Source organism: Paraburkholderia sp. J10-1, assembly GCF_905220165.1.
Lineage (GTDB): Bacteria > Pseudomonadota > Gammaproteobacteria > Burkholderiales > Burkholderiaceae > Paraburkholderia.
This window is the reverse complement of record NZ_CAJMYW010000005.1, coordinates 204,906-222,884: the sequence shown is the minus strand read 5'-3', so window position 1 is coordinate 222,884 and position 17,979 is coordinate 204,906. Positions and strand designations below refer to the sequence as shown.

At 64.3% G+C, this 17,979-nt stretch carries 19 protein-coding genes; 4 read left to right on the top strand and 15 right to left on the bottom strand.

What is annotated here, in order from left to right; all coding sequences use genetic code 11:
- Nucleotides 1-29: 29 nt before the first annotated feature.
- Nucleotides 30-455 (bottom strand): nucleoside-diphosphate kinase, encoded by a 426-nt coding sequence (gene ndk, locus U5A65_RS18425; protein WP_321908916.1) that lies wholly within the window; start codon nucleotides 453-455, stop codon nucleotides 30-32.
- A 316-nt stretch (nucleotides 456-771) separates the two neighbouring features.
- Here ndk and U5A65_RS18420 point away from each other — a divergent pair, with 316 nt between their 5' ends.
- Complete coding sequence (locus U5A65_RS18420; protein ID WP_158757600.1) at nucleotides 772-1,470, top strand: Bax inhibitor-1/YccA family protein; 699 nt, start codon at nucleotides 772-774, stop codon at nucleotides 1,468-1,470.
- Nucleotides 1,471-1,593: 123 nt separating this feature from the next.
- Here U5A65_RS18420 and U5A65_RS18415 read toward each other — a convergent pair whose 3' ends face one another.
- The 10 genes from U5A65_RS18415 to U5A65_RS18370 form a co-directional block, all read right to left on the bottom strand.
- A complete protein-coding gene (locus U5A65_RS18415) occupies nucleotides 1,594-2,370 on the bottom strand; it encodes an MBL fold metallo-hydrolase (protein WP_321934899.1) in 777 nt (258 codons plus the stop codon).
- 11 nt (nucleotides 2,371-2,381) lie between these two features.
- Nucleotides 2,382-3,521 (bottom strand): outer membrane protein assembly factor BamC, encoded by a 1,140-nt coding sequence (gene bamC, locus U5A65_RS18410; protein WP_321908919.1) that lies wholly within the window; start codon nucleotides 3,519-3,521, stop codon nucleotides 2,382-2,384.
- A 138-nt stretch (nucleotides 3,522-3,659) separates the two neighbouring features.
- A complete protein-coding gene (dapA, locus tag U5A65_RS18405) occupies nucleotides 3,660-4,565 on the bottom strand; it encodes a 4-hydroxy-tetrahydrodipicolinate synthase (RefSeq protein ID WP_321908921.1) in 906 nt (301 codons plus the stop codon).
- Between the two features lie 44 nt (nucleotides 4,566-4,609).
- Nucleotides 4,610-5,242: a class I SAM-dependent methyltransferase gene (locus tag U5A65_RS18400; RefSeq protein ID WP_321946941.1), complete on the bottom strand. Its 633-nt coding sequence runs from the start codon at nucleotides 5,240-5,242 to the stop codon at nucleotides 4,610-4,612.
- 8 nt (nucleotides 5,243-5,250) lie between these two features.
- On the bottom strand, nucleotides 5,251-6,453 hold the full coding sequence (locus U5A65_RS18395; protein ID WP_321908926.1) for a tryptophan--tRNA ligase: 1,203 nt from the start codon (nucleotides 6,451-6,453) through the stop codon (nucleotides 5,251-5,253).
- 4 nt (nucleotides 6,454-6,457) lie between these two features.
- Entirely contained in the window at nucleotides 6,458-7,123 is a 666-nt protein-coding gene (locus tag U5A65_RS18390) for a site-2 protease family protein (protein ID WP_321908927.1), read from the bottom strand.
- Between the two features lie 61 nt (nucleotides 7,124-7,184).
- Nucleotides 7,185-7,823: an L-threonylcarbamoyladenylate synthase gene (locus U5A65_RS18385; RefSeq protein WP_321908928.1), complete on the bottom strand. Its 639-nt coding sequence runs from the start codon at nucleotides 7,821-7,823 to the stop codon at nucleotides 7,185-7,187.
- Nucleotides 7,824-8,002: 179 nt separating this feature from the next.
- The gene (locus U5A65_RS18380) at nucleotides 8,003-8,833 is read right to left on the bottom strand and encodes a 3',5'-nucleoside bisphosphate phosphatase (RefSeq protein ID WP_321908930.1); all 831 of its coding nucleotides are present in this window, start codon (nucleotides 8,831-8,833) and stop codon (nucleotides 8,003-8,005) included.
- 122 nt (nucleotides 8,834-8,955) lie between these two features.
- On the bottom strand, nucleotides 8,956-9,849 hold the full coding sequence (locus tag U5A65_RS18375) for an alpha/beta hydrolase (protein ID WP_321946940.1): 894 nt from the start codon (nucleotides 9,847-9,849) through the stop codon (nucleotides 8,956-8,958).
- Between the two features lie 61 nt (nucleotides 9,850-9,910).
- Nucleotides 9,911-10,831, bottom strand: a complete 921-nt coding sequence (locus tag U5A65_RS18370; RefSeq protein ID WP_321946939.1) for a ferritin-like domain-containing protein — start codon at nucleotides 10,829-10,831, stop codon at nucleotides 9,911-9,913.
- 188 nt (nucleotides 10,832-11,019) lie between these two features.
- On the opposite strand from U5A65_RS18370, the gene U5A65_RS18365 reads away from it, so the two are divergent.
- The 3 genes from U5A65_RS18365 to U5A65_RS18355 all read left to right on the top strand — a co-directional run bounded on the left by U5A65_RS18365 (nucleotide 11,020) and on the right by U5A65_RS18355 (nucleotide 13,153).
- Entirely contained in the window at nucleotides 11,020-11,544 is a 525-nt protein-coding gene (locus U5A65_RS18365) for a gamma carbonic anhydrase family protein (RefSeq protein WP_321908935.1), read from the top strand.
- Between the two features lie 77 nt (nucleotides 11,545-11,621).
- Complete coding sequence (gene hslO, locus U5A65_RS18360) at nucleotides 11,622-12,587, top strand: Hsp33 family molecular chaperone HslO (protein ID WP_321908936.1); 966 nt, start codon at nucleotides 11,622-11,624, stop codon at nucleotides 12,585-12,587.
- Between the two features lie 164 nt (nucleotides 12,588-12,751).
- The gene (locus U5A65_RS18355) at nucleotides 12,752-13,153 is read left to right on the top strand and encodes a hypothetical protein (RefSeq protein ID WP_415765141.1); all 402 of its coding nucleotides are present in this window, start codon (nucleotides 12,752-12,754) and stop codon (nucleotides 13,151-13,153) included.
- A 96-nt stretch (nucleotides 13,154-13,249) separates the two neighbouring features.
- Here the strand turns inward: U5A65_RS18355 and ftsB are convergent, their stop codons facing one another.
- The 4 genes from ftsB to U5A65_RS18335 all read right to left on the bottom strand — a co-directional run bounded on the left by ftsB (nucleotide 13,250) and on the right by U5A65_RS18335 (nucleotide 17,905).
- Nucleotides 13,250-13,672, bottom strand: a complete 423-nt coding sequence (ftsB, locus tag U5A65_RS18350; protein WP_321946938.1) for a cell division protein FtsB — start codon at nucleotides 13,670-13,672, stop codon at nucleotides 13,250-13,252.
- A 101-nt stretch (nucleotides 13,673-13,773) separates the two neighbouring features.
- Nucleotides 13,774-15,057, bottom strand: coding sequence for a phosphopyruvate hydratase (eno, locus tag U5A65_RS18345; RefSeq protein ID WP_103703989.1), 1,284 nt, complete (start codon nucleotides 15,055-15,057; stop codon nucleotides 13,774-13,776).
- A 335-nt stretch (nucleotides 15,058-15,392) separates the two neighbouring features.
- Nucleotides 15,393-16,247 carry a 3-deoxy-8-phosphooctulonate synthase gene (gene kdsA / locus U5A65_RS18340; protein WP_028204156.1) on the bottom strand — a complete coding sequence of 285 codons (855 nt, stop codon included), beginning with the start codon at nucleotides 16,245-16,247 and terminating at the stop codon, nucleotides 15,393-15,395.
- Nucleotides 16,244-17,905 (bottom strand): CTP synthase, encoded by a 1,662-nt coding sequence (locus U5A65_RS18335; RefSeq protein ID WP_321908940.1) that lies wholly within the window; start codon nucleotides 17,903-17,905, stop codon nucleotides 16,244-16,246. Before U5A65_RS18335 ends, kdsA begins: the two co-directional genes overlap by 4 nt.
- Nucleotides 17,906-17,979 lie beyond the last annotated feature (74 nt).

The window sequence follows — 17,979 nt, the reverse complement described above, 5'->3', positions numbered from 1 at the left end:
GCTACTACTGCAATCTGCCCGCGCTGTGCTTAGCGCGAGTAGACGTTGACTTGCGGGAAGAAGAACGCGATTTCCACTGCAGCCGTTTCAGCGGCGTCCGAACCGTGCACGGCGTTCGCGTCGATGCTGTCGGCGAAATCAGCGCGGATCGTGCCCTTGTCAGCCTTCTTCGGGTCCGTTGCACCCATCAGATCGCGGTTCTTCAGGATGGCGTTCTCGCCTTCGAGCGCTTGAATCATCACCGGGCCCGAGACCATGAAGTCCACGAGGTCCTTGAAGAACGGGCGCGCTGCGTGAACAGCGTAGAACTTCTCGGCGTCAGCGCGCGAGAGGTGGACCATGCGGGCGGCAATGACCTTCAGACCAGCGTTTTCGAAGCGGCTGTAGATCTGGCCGATCACGTTCTTTGCCACTGCGTCCGGCTTGATAATCGACAGGGTGCGTTCGATCGCCATAAAAGCTCCAAAAAATTAAGAGGTTACAGATTCAAATGAATCCGCAATTGTAGCATGTTCCCATGTATGATTGCGATTGAACCCTCATAGTCCGGCAAACCGGCGCTAATGAGCGCAATCCAGACACGAGCGCCGCGCCGCCGCAGGTTTCAGAGAGGCTTAAGATTGGCGGCATAGTCTGTACGCAAGCGCTGTAGAAACATAACGGAAACTGTGTGGCAACCCGTTGAAACTCTGGGTCAGCACACTTATCTTATGGGGGAGCGGACCGCGCACCTGCGCACCCTCACCCACGCGTCTCACGCAAGGAGAAAGCATGAACGAGTATCCCTATAACTTCGGCCGCGGCGGCACCGTCACCTCGGCGGAGACCCGCAACCGCGTGCTGCGCAACACCTATTGGCTGCTCGCGCTGTCGATGGTGCCGACGGTGCTCGGCGCGTGGGTGGGCGTCGCGACCGGCTTCTCGCTTTTTGCTGCCACCAGCCCGGCCATGAGCCTGCTCGCGTTCTTTGCGATCGCTTTCGGCTTCATGTTCGCAATCGAGCGCACCAAGGACAGCTCGGTGGGCGTGTTCGTGCTGCTCGGCTTCACGTTCTTCATGGGCCTGATGCTTTCGCGCCTGCTGTCGTTCATCCTCGGCTTCTCGAACGGCCCGCAGCTCATCATGCTCGCATTCGGCGGCACCGGCATCATTTTCACCGCCATGGCCACCATCGCCACGGTCAGCAAGCGTGACTTCTCGGGCCTCGGCAAGTGGCTCTTCATGGGCGTAATCGTGATCCTGCTGGCCGGCGTCGCGAACATGTTCCTGCAGCTGCCCGCGCTGATGCTGACGGTTTCGGTGCTCGCCATCGCGATCTTCTCGGCCTACATGCTGTTCGACGTGCAGCGCGTCGTGAACGGTGGCGAGACGAACTACATCTCGGCGACGCTCGCGATCTATCTGGACCTCTATAACGTGTTCACGAACCTGCTCGCCATCCTCGGCATCTTCGGCGGCAATCGCAACTAAAGCGCAACCAAACCCTGGCGGGGCCGGATCGACAGATCGCCGGCCTCACCATGCAAAAAGCCCATGACTTTCGTCATGGGCTTTTTTTCGTCCACTCGTTTGGTTGCCAGGCGAGCGCAGGACTTAGAGCGCGATCCAGTCAAATCCCTCGGCTTGCGAGGCGACCCCGATTTCCGTTGCGGCGTTTCCGAGAACCGCGGCCATCGCCGCGCGCGCAAGCTCGGGAGTGTTGTTTTGCTGGCTCAGGTGCGCGGCGATCAAATGCCGCAACTTCGTACGATCGAGCCCCGCGAGGATGTCGCCGGCGGCCTCGTTGTTCAGGTGACCATGCGAACCGCCAATACGCGCCTTCAGCGATGCGGGATAGCGGCTCGCCGCGAGCATCTCGAGGTCGTGGTTGCATTCGAGCACGAGCGCATCGCAACCGCTCAGCACGCTGCTGATATGCAACGTCGATTCGCCGACGTCGGTCAGCACGCCAAGCCGGCTCGCCCCGTCGCTGAACACGAACTGCAGCGGCTCGCGGGCGTCGTGCGGCACCGTGTAGGGCAACACGCCAAGTTCGCCGATTTCGACTGCTTCATCGCCCCACAACACGTTGAGTTCGACGCCTGCGGCATCGTCGGCGCCGACGGCCTGCGCCGTGCCCCAGCTCATGTAAAGCGGAACCGACCAGCGGCGCGCCAGCGTGAGTGCGCTGCCGATGTGGTCGCTGTGTTCGTGGGTAATGAGAATCGCGGTGAGCGAGTCGGCGGCCAGCCCCGCGCGGGCGAGGCGCCGCTCGACTTCTTTCGCTGAGAATCCGCAGTCGAGCAGCACGCGCGTGGGCGTCGTGCCGCTGCCTGCTTCTACGACCAGTGCGTTGCCCTCGCTGCCGCTGCCGAGGCTCGCAAATCGCATATCAGCGCACGTCAGTTCAGCTGCGCATGGAGCGCGGAAACGATACGTTGCGCGTCCGACGACGTGTCGATGCGGCCGGTCTGGTCGACCACGGCAACCTGGGTCGAATTGCCCGTCGAGCGAACCGCCACGACGTATTCCGGACCCTGATCCTTCGCAGCCTTCTTCGGGTTGTAGAAAAGCTTGCCGAGCAGGCCGTCGCCCTTGAGCTCCTGCATCGAGTCGGCGTAGCGCACGTAGTAGAGGCCCTTCTCGCGGTCGCGGTTGTCGACCGTGAAGTTCGTGCGGTCGAGCGCAAGGCCCACGCGCAGCCACGCGGTGTCGAACGCTTCGGGCAGATCGAGCGTCGTGCCGTCAGGACCGGCGGCGACCTTGACGCCCGCCGTCGACGGACGCGCATCGGTCAAAAGTTGCTTGGACTGCGCATCGGTCAGGCCAAACTTCTGCATGATCTTCGCGAGGAACGCGGCTTCGAGCGCCGGATCGCGCGGACGCTCCACCCACTTCGAGCCGGTCTTGTCCTGGCCCGTCAGCACTTCTTCCATCGCGTTATGCGTGACGGAAATATCCGTCTGACCGTCCGGGCCGCGCGAGACCAGCACGCGGAAGCGATCGCGCGTGCCCGACGAGTACGCGAAGTCGATCACGCGGCCAATCGTGCGGCGGAACCAGTCGTCCGGAATGTTGGCGCGGTTTTCCGCCCAATCGGTCGTCATGATGCCCGTGGACGGCGAGTCGGTCGTCAGCGTGAAGCCGTTTTCCGTCCAGAATTCCTGCAGCTGCGGCCAGACGTCGTCCGGCGAGCGGCCGTCCACCACGAGCCAGCGGCGGTCGCCGTCGCGCTCGACGTGCATGCCGAACGGATCCTGCGTACTCGGCACGCCGAGCGTGGCGTTGCCGGCCGGCGTGACCGTGCGCTGGGCAGCACCGCCAAGCGTGACCGTGGGCGGCGGCGCGACGTACTTCTGGTCGCTCGGCGCCGACGACAGATCCTGCGGCACGTTCAGCGGCGGCGCAGTCGGCGTGTCCTTGTAGTTCACGCGATCGGACGCGAACATGTCGTTCAGCGACTCGCAGCCTGCGAGCGAGCCGAGTGCAAGCGCCAGCACCGCCATGCGGGTTGCGTGGAGGGAAAAAGCGGAACGTTTCATGTGGGCCTTCGTGTGATACGGGAACGCTAAGCCTTGCTCTGCGAGACGGTGGGTCCGAGGTCGGTCCGAGGTCTTTCAGTGATTGGGCGGTTGGGCCGTGGCGGCGTCGGTTGAAAAATCGGCGACTGGCTGATCGGATCAGCCAGCCAGACCGGCTTCGCGCAGCGCGGCACGCACCACGTCGTGGTAGCGCGCGTCGAGCGGCGTGAGCGGCAGTCGGATGCCGCCTTCGATGCGGCCGAGTTCCTGCAGCGCCCACTTCACCGGAATCGGATTCGATTCGATGAACAGGTTCTTGTGAAGCGACAACAGCTTCATATGGATCGCACGCGCCGTCTTGACGTCGCCGGCGAGCGCGGCCTTGCACAGGTCGCTCATCTGGCGCGGCGCAACGTTCGCGGTTACCGAAATATTGCCGTGGCCGCCGAGCAGCATCAGCGCGATCGCCGTGGGATCATCGCCGCTGAAAATCTTGAAGCCGTTCGGCGCATGCTTGATGAGGTGCGCGGCGCGGTCGATGTTACCCGTCGCTTCCTTCACCGCGATGATGCCCGGCACTTCGGCCAGACGCAGGATGGTCTCGTTCGCCATGTCCGCGACCGTACGGCCCGGCACGTTGTAGAGGATGACCGGCAGGTCCACGTCCTCCGCGATCTTCGCGAAGTGGCGGTACATGCCTTCCTGGGTTGGCTTGTTGTAATAGGGCACGACCTGGAGCGACGCCTGCGCGCCGACTTCCTTTGCGTGCTTCGTGAGTTCGATGGCTTCGGCGGTGGAATTGCCGCCGGCGCCCGCGATGATCGGCATACGGCCGGCAGCGTGCTCGACCGCCGTCTTGATCATCAGAATGTGCTCTTCGACGTCAAGCGTGGCGGACTCCCCGCTCGTACCAACGACGACGAGGGCATCCGTCCCCTCTTCTACGTGCCAGTCGATCAGTTTGCGGAATGCCGGCAGGTCGAGACTGCCGTCTTCGTGCATGGGGGTGACGATCGCGGGAATGCTGCCTTGCAGCGTAATGCCGTCCTGAGTGCCGTTAGCCATGAAACGCCAGAAAAATGAGTCGGTTAAACCGCGATTGTAGCGGATTAGCCGGTCAGATCGTAACGCGTTACGGGTAGGACCTGGTTCTCGGGAACATTACCGGCTCTTTCGGGGGACGCTGAGGTCGTTTTTTCCCGTACCGCGCAGATGCGCTGAATATACGCCTCACGCGGCTGCGAAAGAAATCCGTCCTGATAGGCGATTACCCGCAGCGCGGGCGTGCAGACCGCCAGCAACTCGCCGGGAGCCAGCAGGAAAGCGGGGTTCGATGGCTTGCCGACCGTTTCGTTGCCCTGCGCGAAGGTTTCGTAGATCAGGACGCCGCCCGGCGCCAGCGCGTCAATGAGACGCGGCATGAGCGGGCGGTGCAGGTAGTTCGTGACGACCACGGCGGCAAAACGGGCATCCGCCGCGAGCGGCCAGGGCGCGCCTTCGAGGTCGCACTCTAGTGTCGCAACGCCCGTCACATCATGCAGCGTGGCGAGCGCGGCGGCATCGCGGTCGAGCGCCGTGACCGGATGGCCCTTCCCCGCGAGCCAGCGGGTGTGCCGGCCCGCGCCTGAGGCCACGTCGAGCACCGTGCCGCCGGGTGCGATCAGGTGCGCCCAGCGGCGCACCCAGCGCGAAGGCTCGGAGAGCCCGTGGGCCAGCGAACCGGCGGCAGGCGTCGACGTCATCAGCTCGGTCAGCTGTACGAGAGGCCCATGGCCTCGCGCACGTCGCGCATCGTTTCGTTGGCGAACTTGCGCGCCTTGTCGCAGCCGTCCGCAACGATTGCACGCAGCAGCGACGGGTCGTCCATGTACTTCTGCGCACGTTCGAGCATCGGCTGCTGCTCACGCAGGATGCCCTCGATCACCGGCTGCTTGCATTCCAGGCAACCGATACCCGCCGTACGGCAGCCCTTTTGCACCCAGTCGTGCGTCTGCTCGTCCGTGTATACCTGGTGCAGCTGCCACACCGGGCACTTGTCCGGATCGCCCGGATCGGTGCGGCGCACGCGTGCGGGGTCGGTCGGCATGGTGCGGACCTTCTTCGTGATCGACTCGGCGTCTTCGCGCAGGCCGATGGTGTTGCCGTACGACTTCGACATCTTCTGGCCGTCGAGGCCCGGCATGCGCGAAGCTTCCGTGAGCAGCACCTGCGGCTCCGGCAGGATGATCTTGCGCGAGCCTTCGAGGTAGCCGAAAAGACGCTCGCGATCGCTCATCGAGAGGCTTTGCGACTCCGAAAGCATCGCGCGGGCTTGTTCGAGCGCCTCTTCGTTGCCTTCCTGCTGATAGGCATTGCGCAGTTCGTGATAGAGCTTCGAGCGCTTGCCGCCCAGCTTCTTCGCCGCTTCGTTGGCCTTCTCTTCGAAGCCCGGCTCACGACCGTACATGTAGTTGAAGCGGCGCGCCATCTCGCGGGCCATTTCGACGTGCGGCACCTGGTCCTCGCCCACCGGCACGAGCGACGCGCGGTACAGCAGGATGTCGGCGGCCATCAGCACCGGGTAGCCGAGGAAGCCGTAGGTACCGAGGTCCTTGTCGCGCAGCTTCTCGATCTGCTCCTTATAGGTCGGCACGCGCTCGAGCCACGACAGCGGCGTGCTCATGCCGAGCAGCAGCGCGAGTTCGGCGTGTTCGGGCACGCGGCTCTGGATGAAGAGCGTGGCCTGGTTCGGGTCGATACCCGAGGCGAGCCAGTCGATCAGCACGTCCCAGACGTTCTTCTCGATGACATCCGGCGTTTCATAGTGCGTGGTGAGCGCATGCCAGTCGACCACGCAGAAGAAGCACGGATACTCGGACTGCAGGCGCACCCAGTTTTTCAGCACGCCGTGATAGTGGCCGAGGTGCAGCGACCCGGTGGGCCGCATGCCGGAGAAGATACGGTCTGGGAACATGATGTTATGAAAAGAGCGACACAAGAGGGGTAAGGATGGCGGTGACCGCGGCGTAACCTAGACTTACGAGCGGGCGCAGCCAGAATCGCGTGAAGATGCCACTCACGAGCAACCCCATCACGATGATGAAACCATAGGGCTCGATACGCGCGAGCGCAATGCTCGCACGCGTGGGCAACAGCGCCCCGAGCACGCGGCCGCCGTCGAGCGGCGGCAACGGAAAGAGATTGAGCACGCCAAGCACGAGATTCACGCCCACGCCGGCGGCGGCCATGCGCGTGAAGAACGGCTCGTCCACGCCGAGCACCGCGAGCGCCACGCCGAACACGCCCCATACGATGGCCTGCACGAAGTTGCACAGCGGCCCGGCTGCCGCGACCCACAGCGTGCCCCAGCGCGGATCGCGCAGATTGCTGAAGGCGATCGGCACGGGCTTCGCGTAACCGAACACGAACGCGCCATTCGTCAGGAAATACAGCACGAGCGGCATCGCGATGGTGCCGATCGGGTCGATGTGGCGCATCGGGTTGAACGAGACGCGACCGAGCACGTACGCGGTGTTGTCGCCGAGCATGCGCGCGACGTAGCCGTGCGCAGCTTCGTGCAGCGTGATCGCGAAGATGACCGGCAACGCGTAGACGACGATCGTCTGAATCAGATTGGCTTCCATGGCGGGCTATTGTATCAATGCGTCAATGCGCTCTGGCCGCGTTCACACCGTGCATGTTGCGTCATGCCTCTTCCTCTTCGATGCCGAAGGGCGCCAGCGCGCCCCGCCCCGGCCGCACGAGCACCGGTTCTTCACCGGTGAGATCGATTACGGTGGACGGCTCGCACGGGCACGCCCCGCCGTCGATCACGAGATCGAGCTGTTTTTCGAGGCGCTCGCGAATCTCCTCGGGGTCGTTGAGCGGCTCGGTGTCGGGCGGCAGGATCAGCGTGGAGGCAAGCAGCGGCTCGCCCAGTTCTTCGAGAATCGCCAGCGGAATCGGATGACCGGGCACGCGCAGGCCGATCGTCTTGCGCGACGGATGCGACAGACGCCGCGGCACTTCCTTCGTGGCCACCAGCACGAAGACGTACGGTCCCGGCGTCACCGACTTGATGAGCCGGTACTGGCGATTGTCCACCATGGCGAAGTTCGCGAGTTCCGACAGGTCCCGCACCATCAGCGAGAGCAGCGCCTTTTCGTCGAGCCCGCGGATGCGGCGCAAACGCTCGGCCGCGTGCTTGTCGTCGATGCGCGCGGCGAGCGCGTAGCTCGAGTCAGTGGGCAGCGCGATCACGCCGCCGTCGCGGATGATCTCCACCGCCTGCTTGACGAGGCGCGGCTGCGGGTTTTCTGGATGAAGCCGAAAGAACTGGGACATGGCAGTAATCAGCTAACGAATGGCGAAGAAAAACGGCGGTGGTGAAAAACTGCGATGCGCTGCGCGCAAACGGCAGGCAACTGCACGTAGTACCACAAAGTGACGACAAAGCGGGATTGACCGGCGCGAAGCGCCTTGCAGCAAAGGGACGGGTCAGTGGGCCACGCGCCATGCGCGGCCTACAGCCATCGCTCCCAAACAGGCTTGAGATCGGAAGGCAACGGCGGCAGCGTGCCCGGCTCGATCGCGTCGGGCCCGGGTGCATGGAAGTCCGAACCGCGCGACGCTTCGAAACCAAAGCGCCTCGCCACGGCCGCATACTCGCCGTACTGACTGGGCGTATGGCTGCCCGTGACCACTTCGATGGCCTTGCCGCCCAGATCGATGAACTCGCCGAAAAGCGTGTCGAATTCGAGCTGGGTGTACGCGTAGCGGCCCGGATGCGCGATGATCGCCTCGCCGCCGGCCGCCTTGATCCACGAGACGGCGTCGGCGAGCTTCGCCCAGCGGTGCGCGATGTAACCGGGCTTACCTTCCCCGAGCCAGCGAGAAAACGCGTCCTGGGTGTTCTGCGCCCGACCGCTTTCCACAAGAAAGCGCGCGAAGTGGGTACGTGAGATCAGGTCGGGATTCGAGACGTACTCGAGCGCGCCTTCGTACGCATCGGGAATGCCGAGTTCGCCGAGCCGCTCGCCAATCGCTTCGGCGCGCGCCGCGCGGCCGTCGCGCGTGCGCGCGAGTCCGTCGACGAGCGCGGCGCACTCGGTATCCACATGCAAGCCAACGATGTGCACCGTGCGCGACGCCCAGGTCACCGAAATCTCGACGCCGCACAAATAGCGCATGCCGAGCGCTTCAGCCGCCTCGCGCGCTTCGCGCTGGCCGCCGAGCACGTCATGATCGGTGAGCGCCCACAGGTTCACGCCGCCTGCTTTCGCCAGCTGCGCGACGGCAGCGGGGGCCAGTTGGCCGTCGGAGACAGTCGAGTGACAGTGGAGATCGGCGTTCATTGCGTGTGCGAAAAGGGTGAACGCTCATTTTACTGCAACGCAGTGAAGTCGTCGGGCGGCGCCTTGCGCGCCGACGTCGCCCGAATGAACACTCGATGCACAACGCTCGATGCGCCAGGCACTCAGGCGCAGAACGCCTCGATCAGGCGCGCGACCTCTTCAGGTTGGTCGTGGTGCACCATGTGCCCCGCTCCGTCGACGATCCGCTCGCGCCAATCGGGAAACGCCTCGAAGCGCTTCTTGAATTCGTCGATGGGCACCGCCCCCGCGAGCCGCGCGAGCGTTTCGGAGCCGGCCGCTTCGACGTGCAGCACCCGCGCACTCACCTTCGACCAGATCGCCATCACTTCGTCGAGCTGATACAGCAGCGGCCCGCGCATCTTGTGCGCCGGATCGCCTAGCAGCACGTAGCCGCCCTCGCCGTCCGGCTTCGACCAGTGTTCGGCAAGAAAGCGCGCGCGGGGCGCGATCAGACGCGGGTTCGTCTTCACGAGCCGCGCGGCTACGTCGTCTAGCGACGCGTAGGTACGCAGTTGCGGCGGCGTACGGACCTCGTCGAGCCACTCGCGCACGCGGGCCGGCGCCTGTCTCGGTGACGTCGCCGGCAGGCCGAAACCCTCCAGATCGACCACGCGTCGCACGCGTTCGGGCCGCACGCCCGCGTACAGGCAAACGATGTTCGCACCAAGGCTGTGTCCGACGAGATCGACCTGGCCCTCTGGCGCGTAGTGCGCGAGCAGGGCATCGAGATCGGCAAGGTAGTCGGGGAACCAGTAATTGCTGCCCTGCCCCTGCGCGACGGGCCAGCAGGAGAGGCCGAAGCCGCGCAGGTCGGGCGCGATCACCTGCCAGTTGCCGCCGCGTGTGTCGAGCGCGTCGACGACGAACTGGAACGACGCCGCCACGTCCATCCAGCCGTGCAGCATGAAGAGCGCGGGTGCGCTCTCTTCACCCCAGCGGCGCACGTGCAGCCGGATGCCATTGACATCGACGAATTCGGAACGGGATTGATTCATTTGCGCCGCCGCAAAAAAGAATGATCGTTCGATTATATAGGCGCTGAGCGTCTGCGCCAGGTCATTCGTTCGAGTAACGTTCCGTTGACTGCCGCGTGGCGGCCTGCTCCGCCGCATCCTGGGCCGCCAGCGAAGCCAGTTCGGCCTCGTCGAAGCCCGCCGAGCGGCGCGCTTCGAAGTTGAACGGCCCGCGCATGCGCGGCGCGTGGTACTGCTCGGCGAGCGCGAGCCACGCCGCGTGCGGGTCGAGACCGCGCGACTCGCACAGGTGGCGGAACCAATGGTTGCCGATGCGCACGTGCCCCACTTCGTCGCGCAGGATGATGTCGAGGATCGCAGCCGACTCGTCGTCGCGGGCCTGTTTCAGGCGCGCGCGAATGGGCGGCGAGGCGTCGAGCCCGCGCGCCTCCAGCACGCGCGGCACGAGCGCCATGCGTGCGAGCACGTCAGTGCTTGTGCGCTCGCACATCTCCCACAGGCCGTTGTGCGCGGGGAAGTCGCCGTACACGTGACCATAGTCGGCGAGGCGCGCGCGCAGCAGGGAGAAGTGATACGCCTCTTCCGCCGCGACCTTGAGCCAGTCGGCGTAGAAGGCGTCGGGCATGGCGGGGAAGCGCCACACGGCGTCGAGCGCGAGATTGATCGCGTTGAATTCGATGTGGGCCAACGCGTGCAGCAGCACCATGCGGCCCTGCGGCGTGCTCATGCTGCGGCGTTGCAGTTCGCGCGGCTCGACGAGCGGCGGCTCGCTCGGGCGGCCAGGCAAGCCGGCCGGCGTCGCAATGTCGCGTTGCGGCTCCCAGCGCGGCGCCGCGGCCTGAGCCTGACTTTGCGCGTGCAGCGCGCGGACCGCGTCGGCCTTGGCGGCCGGGTCGCACTCGCGCAGCGCGGCGAGCGCGGCGAGGCGCCAGCAGGTGGACGCGTCACCCAGTGAAGTTGAGACGTCAGCGCTTGCGCTGGCAGCGGAAAAAACGGAATTCATCGGCAGAAGAAACAGGGACCGAAAAACGGGGAGCACCCAACCTTTGCGCGAAGCCGCCCAAACCTGCCCCAAGCGGACCGCGCACGCAACCGTTTACAATACGCGATTCACCTGCCTCGCGTCGTCCGCATCCATTGCGTGACGCCCGCGGACCGGCAGCAGCCCCCAATATCAGGAGACTCGACACCGTGGCCATCTACAAGCTTGGCGAAGCCGCACCGACCATTCACGAAAGCGTGTTCGTCGCGGACAACGCGACCGTCATCGGCAAGGTCGAACTGGCCGAAGACTCGAGCGTCTGGTTTGGCGCGACGCTGCGCGGCGACAACGAGCCGATTACCGTCGGCGCGCGCAGCAACGTTCAGGAAGGCGCGGTGCTCCACACGGACCCCGGCTACCCGCTCACGCTCGAAGCGAACGTGACGGTAGGCCATCAGGCCATGCTGCACGGCTGCACCGTGAAGGAAGGCGCGCTCATCGGTATTCAGGCCGTGGTCTTGAATGGCGCGGTAATCGGCCGCAACTGTCTGGTTGGCGCGGGTGCGGTGGTCACGGAAGGCAAGGTGTTCCCCGACAACTCGCTGATTCTCGGTGCGCCGGCCAAAGTCGTGCGTGAGCTGACCGAGGCCGACATCGCCGGCCTCAAGCGCAACGCGGATGTCTACGCGCAGCGTCGCGAATTTTTCAAGGCGCAGCTCGTGCGCATCGGCTGAGAGCCGCAGGTGAGAGTGACAAGCTCTCGCCGTGCGGCGCGGGCCGCGCCGCCCCGATTCAAACGAAGGAAAAGATTGTGAACGACCAGTTGCAAAAATTCATGTTCAGCGCTGCCCCGGTGCGCGGCGAGATCGTCTCGCTGGGCAACGCGTGGCAGGAAGTGCTCAAGCGCCGCCAGTATCCGACGCCGGTACGCACCGTACTCGGAGAAATGATGGCGGCGTGCGCGCTGCTCTCGGCGAATCTCAAGTTCGACGGCACGCTGATCATGCAGATCTTCGGCGACGGCCCCGTGAAGATGCTGGTCGTGCAGTGCGGCTCGGATCTGACAATGCGCGCCACCGCGCGGCTCGGAGAAGACTTCACGGGCGAAAACGCCCTGCCGCTCAGCGAAGAACTCACGTTCGCCGACCTCGTGAATCCGGACGGCCAGGGCCGCTGCGTGATCACGCTCGACCCGGCGAAAAAGCAGCCAGGCCAGCAGCCCTACCAGGGCATCGTGCCGCTGAACGGCGAAGACGGCAGCCCGCTCAAGTCGATCGCCGCCGTGCTCGAGCATTACATGCATCACTCGGAACAGCTCGACTCGCGCCTGTGGCTCGCCGCAAACGACGACCGCGCGGTCGGCATGCTGCTTCAGAAGCTGCCGGGCGACGGCGGCATCGTGCCGCATCAGGGCGAGCACGACCTCGATACCTGGGAGCGCGTCTGCACGCTCGGCGGCACGCTCACGCGTGACGAAATGCTCACGGAAGACGGCGAGACGTTGTTCCGCCGCCTCTTCTGGCAAGAAAATGTGCGTCACTTCGAGCCGCTTGCGCCGCGCTTCCAGTGCTCGTGCTCGCGCGAGAAGGTGGGCGCGATGCTCAAGATGCTGGGCCGCGACGAAGTCGATGGCGTGATCGAAGAACGCGGTCATGTCGAGATTCATTGCGACTATTGCAACCAGCGCTATGAGTTCGACCCGGTGGATGTCGCGCAACTTTTTGCCGTGACGGGGCTCTCAGAAAGCGTGAGCCCCGCTGCCGAGCGTCGCCACTGAGGCGCGCCGAAGCGCACCAGGGCACACTGAGCCGATAACGCCTATGCGGCGCAACGCGTGTTGCGCCGCCGCCCTGTACAGCAGCGCGTAGACGGATGTCCGAACCACAATGCGGGCCGGCCGTCATCTCAAATTATTTAGGCGTCCGATAGATGGAGAGAAGCATGATCAAGAACAAACGCTTCGCACTTCCGTTGCGCGACCGCACGCCGCGCGTGGGCGCGCTACTCGTGTTGGCTGCACTCGGCGCGACCGTTGCATCGACGAGCGGCTGCATGGTGGACCCGCCCGGCCCATCGCCGATCTATAGCCGGCTGCCCGCGGCGCAGTCCGGCCTTCCCGCCGCCGCGCCAGTGCTCACGCCCGACGAAAAAGCGCGCTACGATGCAATCGACCGCCAGGTGCTCGCGGAACAGGACAACGCCATGGCAGCGGAAGCTGCCGCACAGGCGTGGTCGCGGGCCTACGCGCCGCCCGTCACGGTCTACGGCAGCTATTACAGCGGCGGTTGGGGGCACGGCTGGGGCACGGGTATTGGCTACGGCTATCCGGGTTGGGGCTGGTAATCACACAGCTTTCCAGCGCGAACGCGTAAACGAAAAAAGGCGCGGCTCAATGCCGCGCCTTTTTGTTTGCCCGCGTGCTCAGAACAAGCGGCGCACTCAACCCGCCTTCTTCGCTTCCTTCCCGTGCCCGTGCCGCTTCTCAGGAACACGCGAAACGGGGTTCGGCACCACCCTCACCGGCGCCGCCGACATCTCGCCGCGCGTCGAGGTATTCGACGAACCGCTCGGCGTCACAGGTGGCGTCTGGTTCGGCGAGACGAACTGCACGAACACCTCTCTGTCCTTCACCATGCCCATTTCGTAGCGCGCACGCTCCTCGACAGCAGCGGTGCCGCTCTGCAGATCCTGCACTTCGCCCGCAATGCGCTCGTTGCGCAGTTTCTCGTCGTCGTTCTGCTTTTGCTGCTGGGCGAGCTGCTGCTGCAGTTCGTGCACACGCAGCCAGCCACCATGGCCCCACCAGAGCGGATACTGAATCAGCACAAGCAGGATGATCAGAACGACAGTGACAAGCCGCATGAAAGGTGCCGGATAAATACACGCCGCCCTGCGCTATACGCAGGGCGGCGGAGAGAGATGACGAAGGGTGACAGCAAGGCTGCTGCCGGCGCAGGTTCCGCTTAACGCAGGTTATAGAACGCCGACTTGCCCGGGTAGCTGGCGATATCACCGAGATCTTCCTCGATGCGCAGCAGCTGGTTGTACTTCGAGATGCGGTCCGAACGCGAGAGCGAACCGGTCTTGATCTGACCCGCGTTCAGGCCCACGGCGATATCAGCGATCGTCGAGTCTTCAGTTTCGCCCGAACGGTGCGAGATCACGGCCGTGTAGCCGGCGCGCTTGGCCATTTCGATTGCCGCGAAGGTTTCCGTCAGCGTGCCGATCTGGTTGATCTTGATGAGGATCGAGTTGGCGATGCCCTTGTCGATGCCTTCCTTCAGGATGCGCGTGTTGGTCACGAACAGGTCGTCGCCGACGAGCTGGACCTTCTTGCCGAGCTTGTCGGTCAGCAGCTTCCAGCCGGCCCAGTCGGACTCGTGCATGCCGTCTTCGATCGAGACGATCGGGAACTTGTCGGCGAGCGTTGCCAGGTAGTCGGCGAACTCGGCCGACGACAGCTGCAGGCCTTCGCCCGCGAGCTGGTACTTGCCGTCGTGGTAGAACTCGCTCGCGGCGCAGTCGAGCGCGAGCAGCACGTCTTCACCGGCGCGGTAGCCAGCCTTTTCGATCGCTTGCAGGATGGTCGAGAGGCATTCGTCGTTGCTGCCGAAGTTCGGTGCGAAGCCGCCTTCGTCGCCTACTGCCGTGCTCATGCCGCGATCCGAGAGGATCTTCTTGAGCGCATGGAACACTTCCGCGCCGCAACGCAGCGCTTCGCGGAAGGTCGGCTGGCTCACCGGCACGATCATGAATTCCTGAATGTCGAGGCTGTTGTTCGCGTGCGCGCCGCCGTTGACGATGTTCATCATCGGCACCGGCAGTTGCATTGCGCCCGAACCGCCGAAATAGCGGTACAGCGGCAGGCCGGCTTCTTCAGCGGCGGCCTTCGCGACGGCCATCGACACGGCCAGCATGGCGTTGGCGCCGAGACGCGACTTGTTGTCGGTGCCGTCGAGCTCGAGCAGGGTCTTGTCGAGGAAGGCTTGTTCCGACGCGTCGAGGCCCATGATCGCCTCGGAGATTTCGGTGTTGATGTGCTCAACGGCCTTCAGCACGCCCTTGCCGTTGTAGCGGCCGGCTTCGCCGTCGCGCAGTTCGATCGCTTCGCGCGAACCGGTCGACGCGCCCGACGGCACCGCTGCGCGGCCCATCGTGCCCGATTCGAGCAGCACGTCGCATTCGACGGTGGGATTGCCGCGCGAATCCAGAATCTCGCGACCGATGATATCTACGATTGCACTCATGGTTTCCTCAGGAAATGACAGTAATTCTTGCGCGAGCTGCGCCGCCTGCTGCATCGGCCCGCGAGGCACAGTTTCTATGCTCGCTCGGGGCACACCGTCACATGGGACAGGCTGCGTGCTCGCCAGGTTCAACTTGCCGCAGCGCGTCGGTCACGCTCCAGTGACCGAGACGCTGCCACGCTGCCTTGTACATCGAACGCGGTGCGTTGGCGCCGCTGCGCACAGCATGATGTCGTTACGTGACATTTGCCATGCGCGCGGTCCTGCGCCGCGCTGCTCCTCCATCGCGCCGCTCATGCAATCGAAGCGGCGCGCCGTACTACGTAATTCCCAACTCAGCTGAAGTCGTTCTCGAGGAACGGCGTGCGCTTGACCGCCTGGTCGAGCGTCACGAGGGTTTCGAGCAGATCGGCCATGCGGTTCAGCGGCACGGCGTTCGGACCGTCGGACTTGGCCTGCGCAGGGTTCGGGTGCGTCTCCATGAAGAGACCCGCCACGCCCGTGGCAACGGCCGCGCGCGCAAGCACCGGCACGAATTCGCGCTGACCGCCCGAGCTCGTGCCCTGCCCGCCCGGCAACTGCACCGAGTGGGTCACGTCCATCACGACCGGTGCGCCGGTCTCGCGCATGATAGCGAGCGAACGCATGTCCGAGACGAGGTTGTTGTAACCGAACGAAACACCGCGTTCGCAGGCGAAGAAGCGGTCTTCGGAAAGACCCGCCTCACGCGCGGCTTCGCGCGCCTTGTCGATCACGTTCTTCATGTCGTGCGGCGCGAGGAACTGGCCTTTCTTGATGTTGACCGGCTTGCCCGAGCGCGCGCACGCGTGGATGAAGTCGGTCTGGCGGCACAGGAACGCAGGCGTTTGCAGCACGTCCACGACCGACGCCACGGGCCCGATCTCTTCTTCCGAGTGCACGTCGGTCAGCACGGGCAGACCGAGCTGGCGCTTCACTTCGGAGAGGATGCGCAGGCCCTCGTCCATCCCGAGGCCGCGAAACGACTTGCCGCTCGAACGATTGGCCTTGTCGTAGGACGACTTGTAGATGAACGGGATACCGAGCTTCGACGTGATTTCCTTCAGGCGGCCCGCCGTGTCGATCGTCATCTGTTCAGATTCGACGACACAGGTGCCTGCGATCAGGAAAAACGGCTTGTCGAGACCTACCTCGAAACCGCACAGATTCATGCTTTCTCCTCGGCGCGCGCCTCATGGTGCGCGACTGCCGCTTCGACATACGCCTTGAAGAGCGGATGGCCGTCACGCGGCGTGGACGTGAATTCCGGGTGGAACTGGACGCCGACGAACCACGGGTGCATGTCGCGCGGCAGTTCCATCATTTCCGGCAGATCTTCCGACGGCGTACGGGCGCTGATGATAAGGCCGTTCGCCTCGAGCTTGGGCACGTAGCCGTTATTGACTTCATAACGGTGACGGTGACGCTCGTTCACATCCTTGCCATAGATTTCCGCCGCGAGCGTGCCGGGCTTGATCGGGCAGCGCTGCGAGCCGAGGCGCATCGTGCCGCCGAGGTCGGAGTCTTCGGTGCGCTTCTCGACCTTGCCTTCGCGGTCGGCCCATTCGGTGATGAGCGCGACGACGCGGTCAGGCGTGTCCGGATCGAATTCCGTGCTGTTCGCGTGCTTCAGTCCCACCACGTCGCGCGCGAATTCGATCACGGCGAGCTGCATGCCTAGGCAGATGCCGAGGTACGGCACCTTCGCTTCGCGAGCGTACTGAATCGCCTTGATCTTGCCTTCGGTGCCACGACGGCCGAAACCGCCCGGCACGAGGATCGCGTCGAGATGCTTGAGGCTCTCGACACCCTCTTCGTCGATCTGCTCGGAGTCGATGTACTCGATGTTCACCTTCGCCGACGTCTTGATCGACGCGTGGCGCAGCGCTTCGATGAGCGACTTGTACGACTCGGTGAGGTCGACGTACTTGCCGACCATGCCGATCGTGACTTCGTGCTTCGGATGCTCGAGCTTCTCGACCATTTCCGACCAGATCGACAGATCGGCGGGCTTGGCGGAAAGCTTCAGCTCGTCGCAGACGATCGAGTCGAGACCCTGGTCGTGCAGCATCTGCGGAATCTTGTAGATGCTGTCGGCGTCCCACACCGAGATCACGGCGTCTTCGGGCACGTTCGAGAACATCGAGATCTTCGCGCGTTCGTCGTCGGGAATACGGCGGTCGGCGCGGCACAGCAGCACGTTCGGATAGATACCGATTTCGCGCAGCTTCTGCACGCTGTGCTGCGTGGGCTTGGTCTTGAGCTCACCCGCCGTGGCGATGAACGGCACGAGCGTGAGGTGCACGAAGCACGCGCTGTTGCGGCCAAGGCGCAGGCTCATCTGACGCGCGGCCTCGAGGAACGGCAGCGATTCGATGTCGCCCACCGTGCCGCCCACTTCGACGATCGCGACGTCTGGCTCGCCACACGTCGCCGATGCGGCGCCGCGTTCGACGAACGCCTGGATTTCGTTCGTGATGTGCGGAATGACCTGCACGGTCTTGCCCAGATAGTCGCCGCGGCGTTCCTTGCGGATCACCGATTCGTAGATCTGGCCCGTGGTGAAGTTGTTGGCCTTGCGCATCTTCGTGGTGATGAAGCGCTCATAGTGGCCGAGGTCGAGGTCGGTTTCCGCTCCGTCTTCCGTCACGAACACTTCGCCGTGCTGAAACGGGCTCATCGTGCCGGGGTCGACGTTGATGTAGGGATCGAGCTTGAGGAGGGTGACTTTCAGACCGCGCGATTCGAGGATCGCGGCGAGGGAGGCGGCGGCAATACCCTTGCCAAGGGACGAAACTACGCCGCCGGTGACGAAAACATATTTGGTCATCGCTGAATGCTCGCGGGAAAAACGGATTATACCTGAAAGCAAGGGCTAACCCTGAATTTTGAGCGGGCCGAATG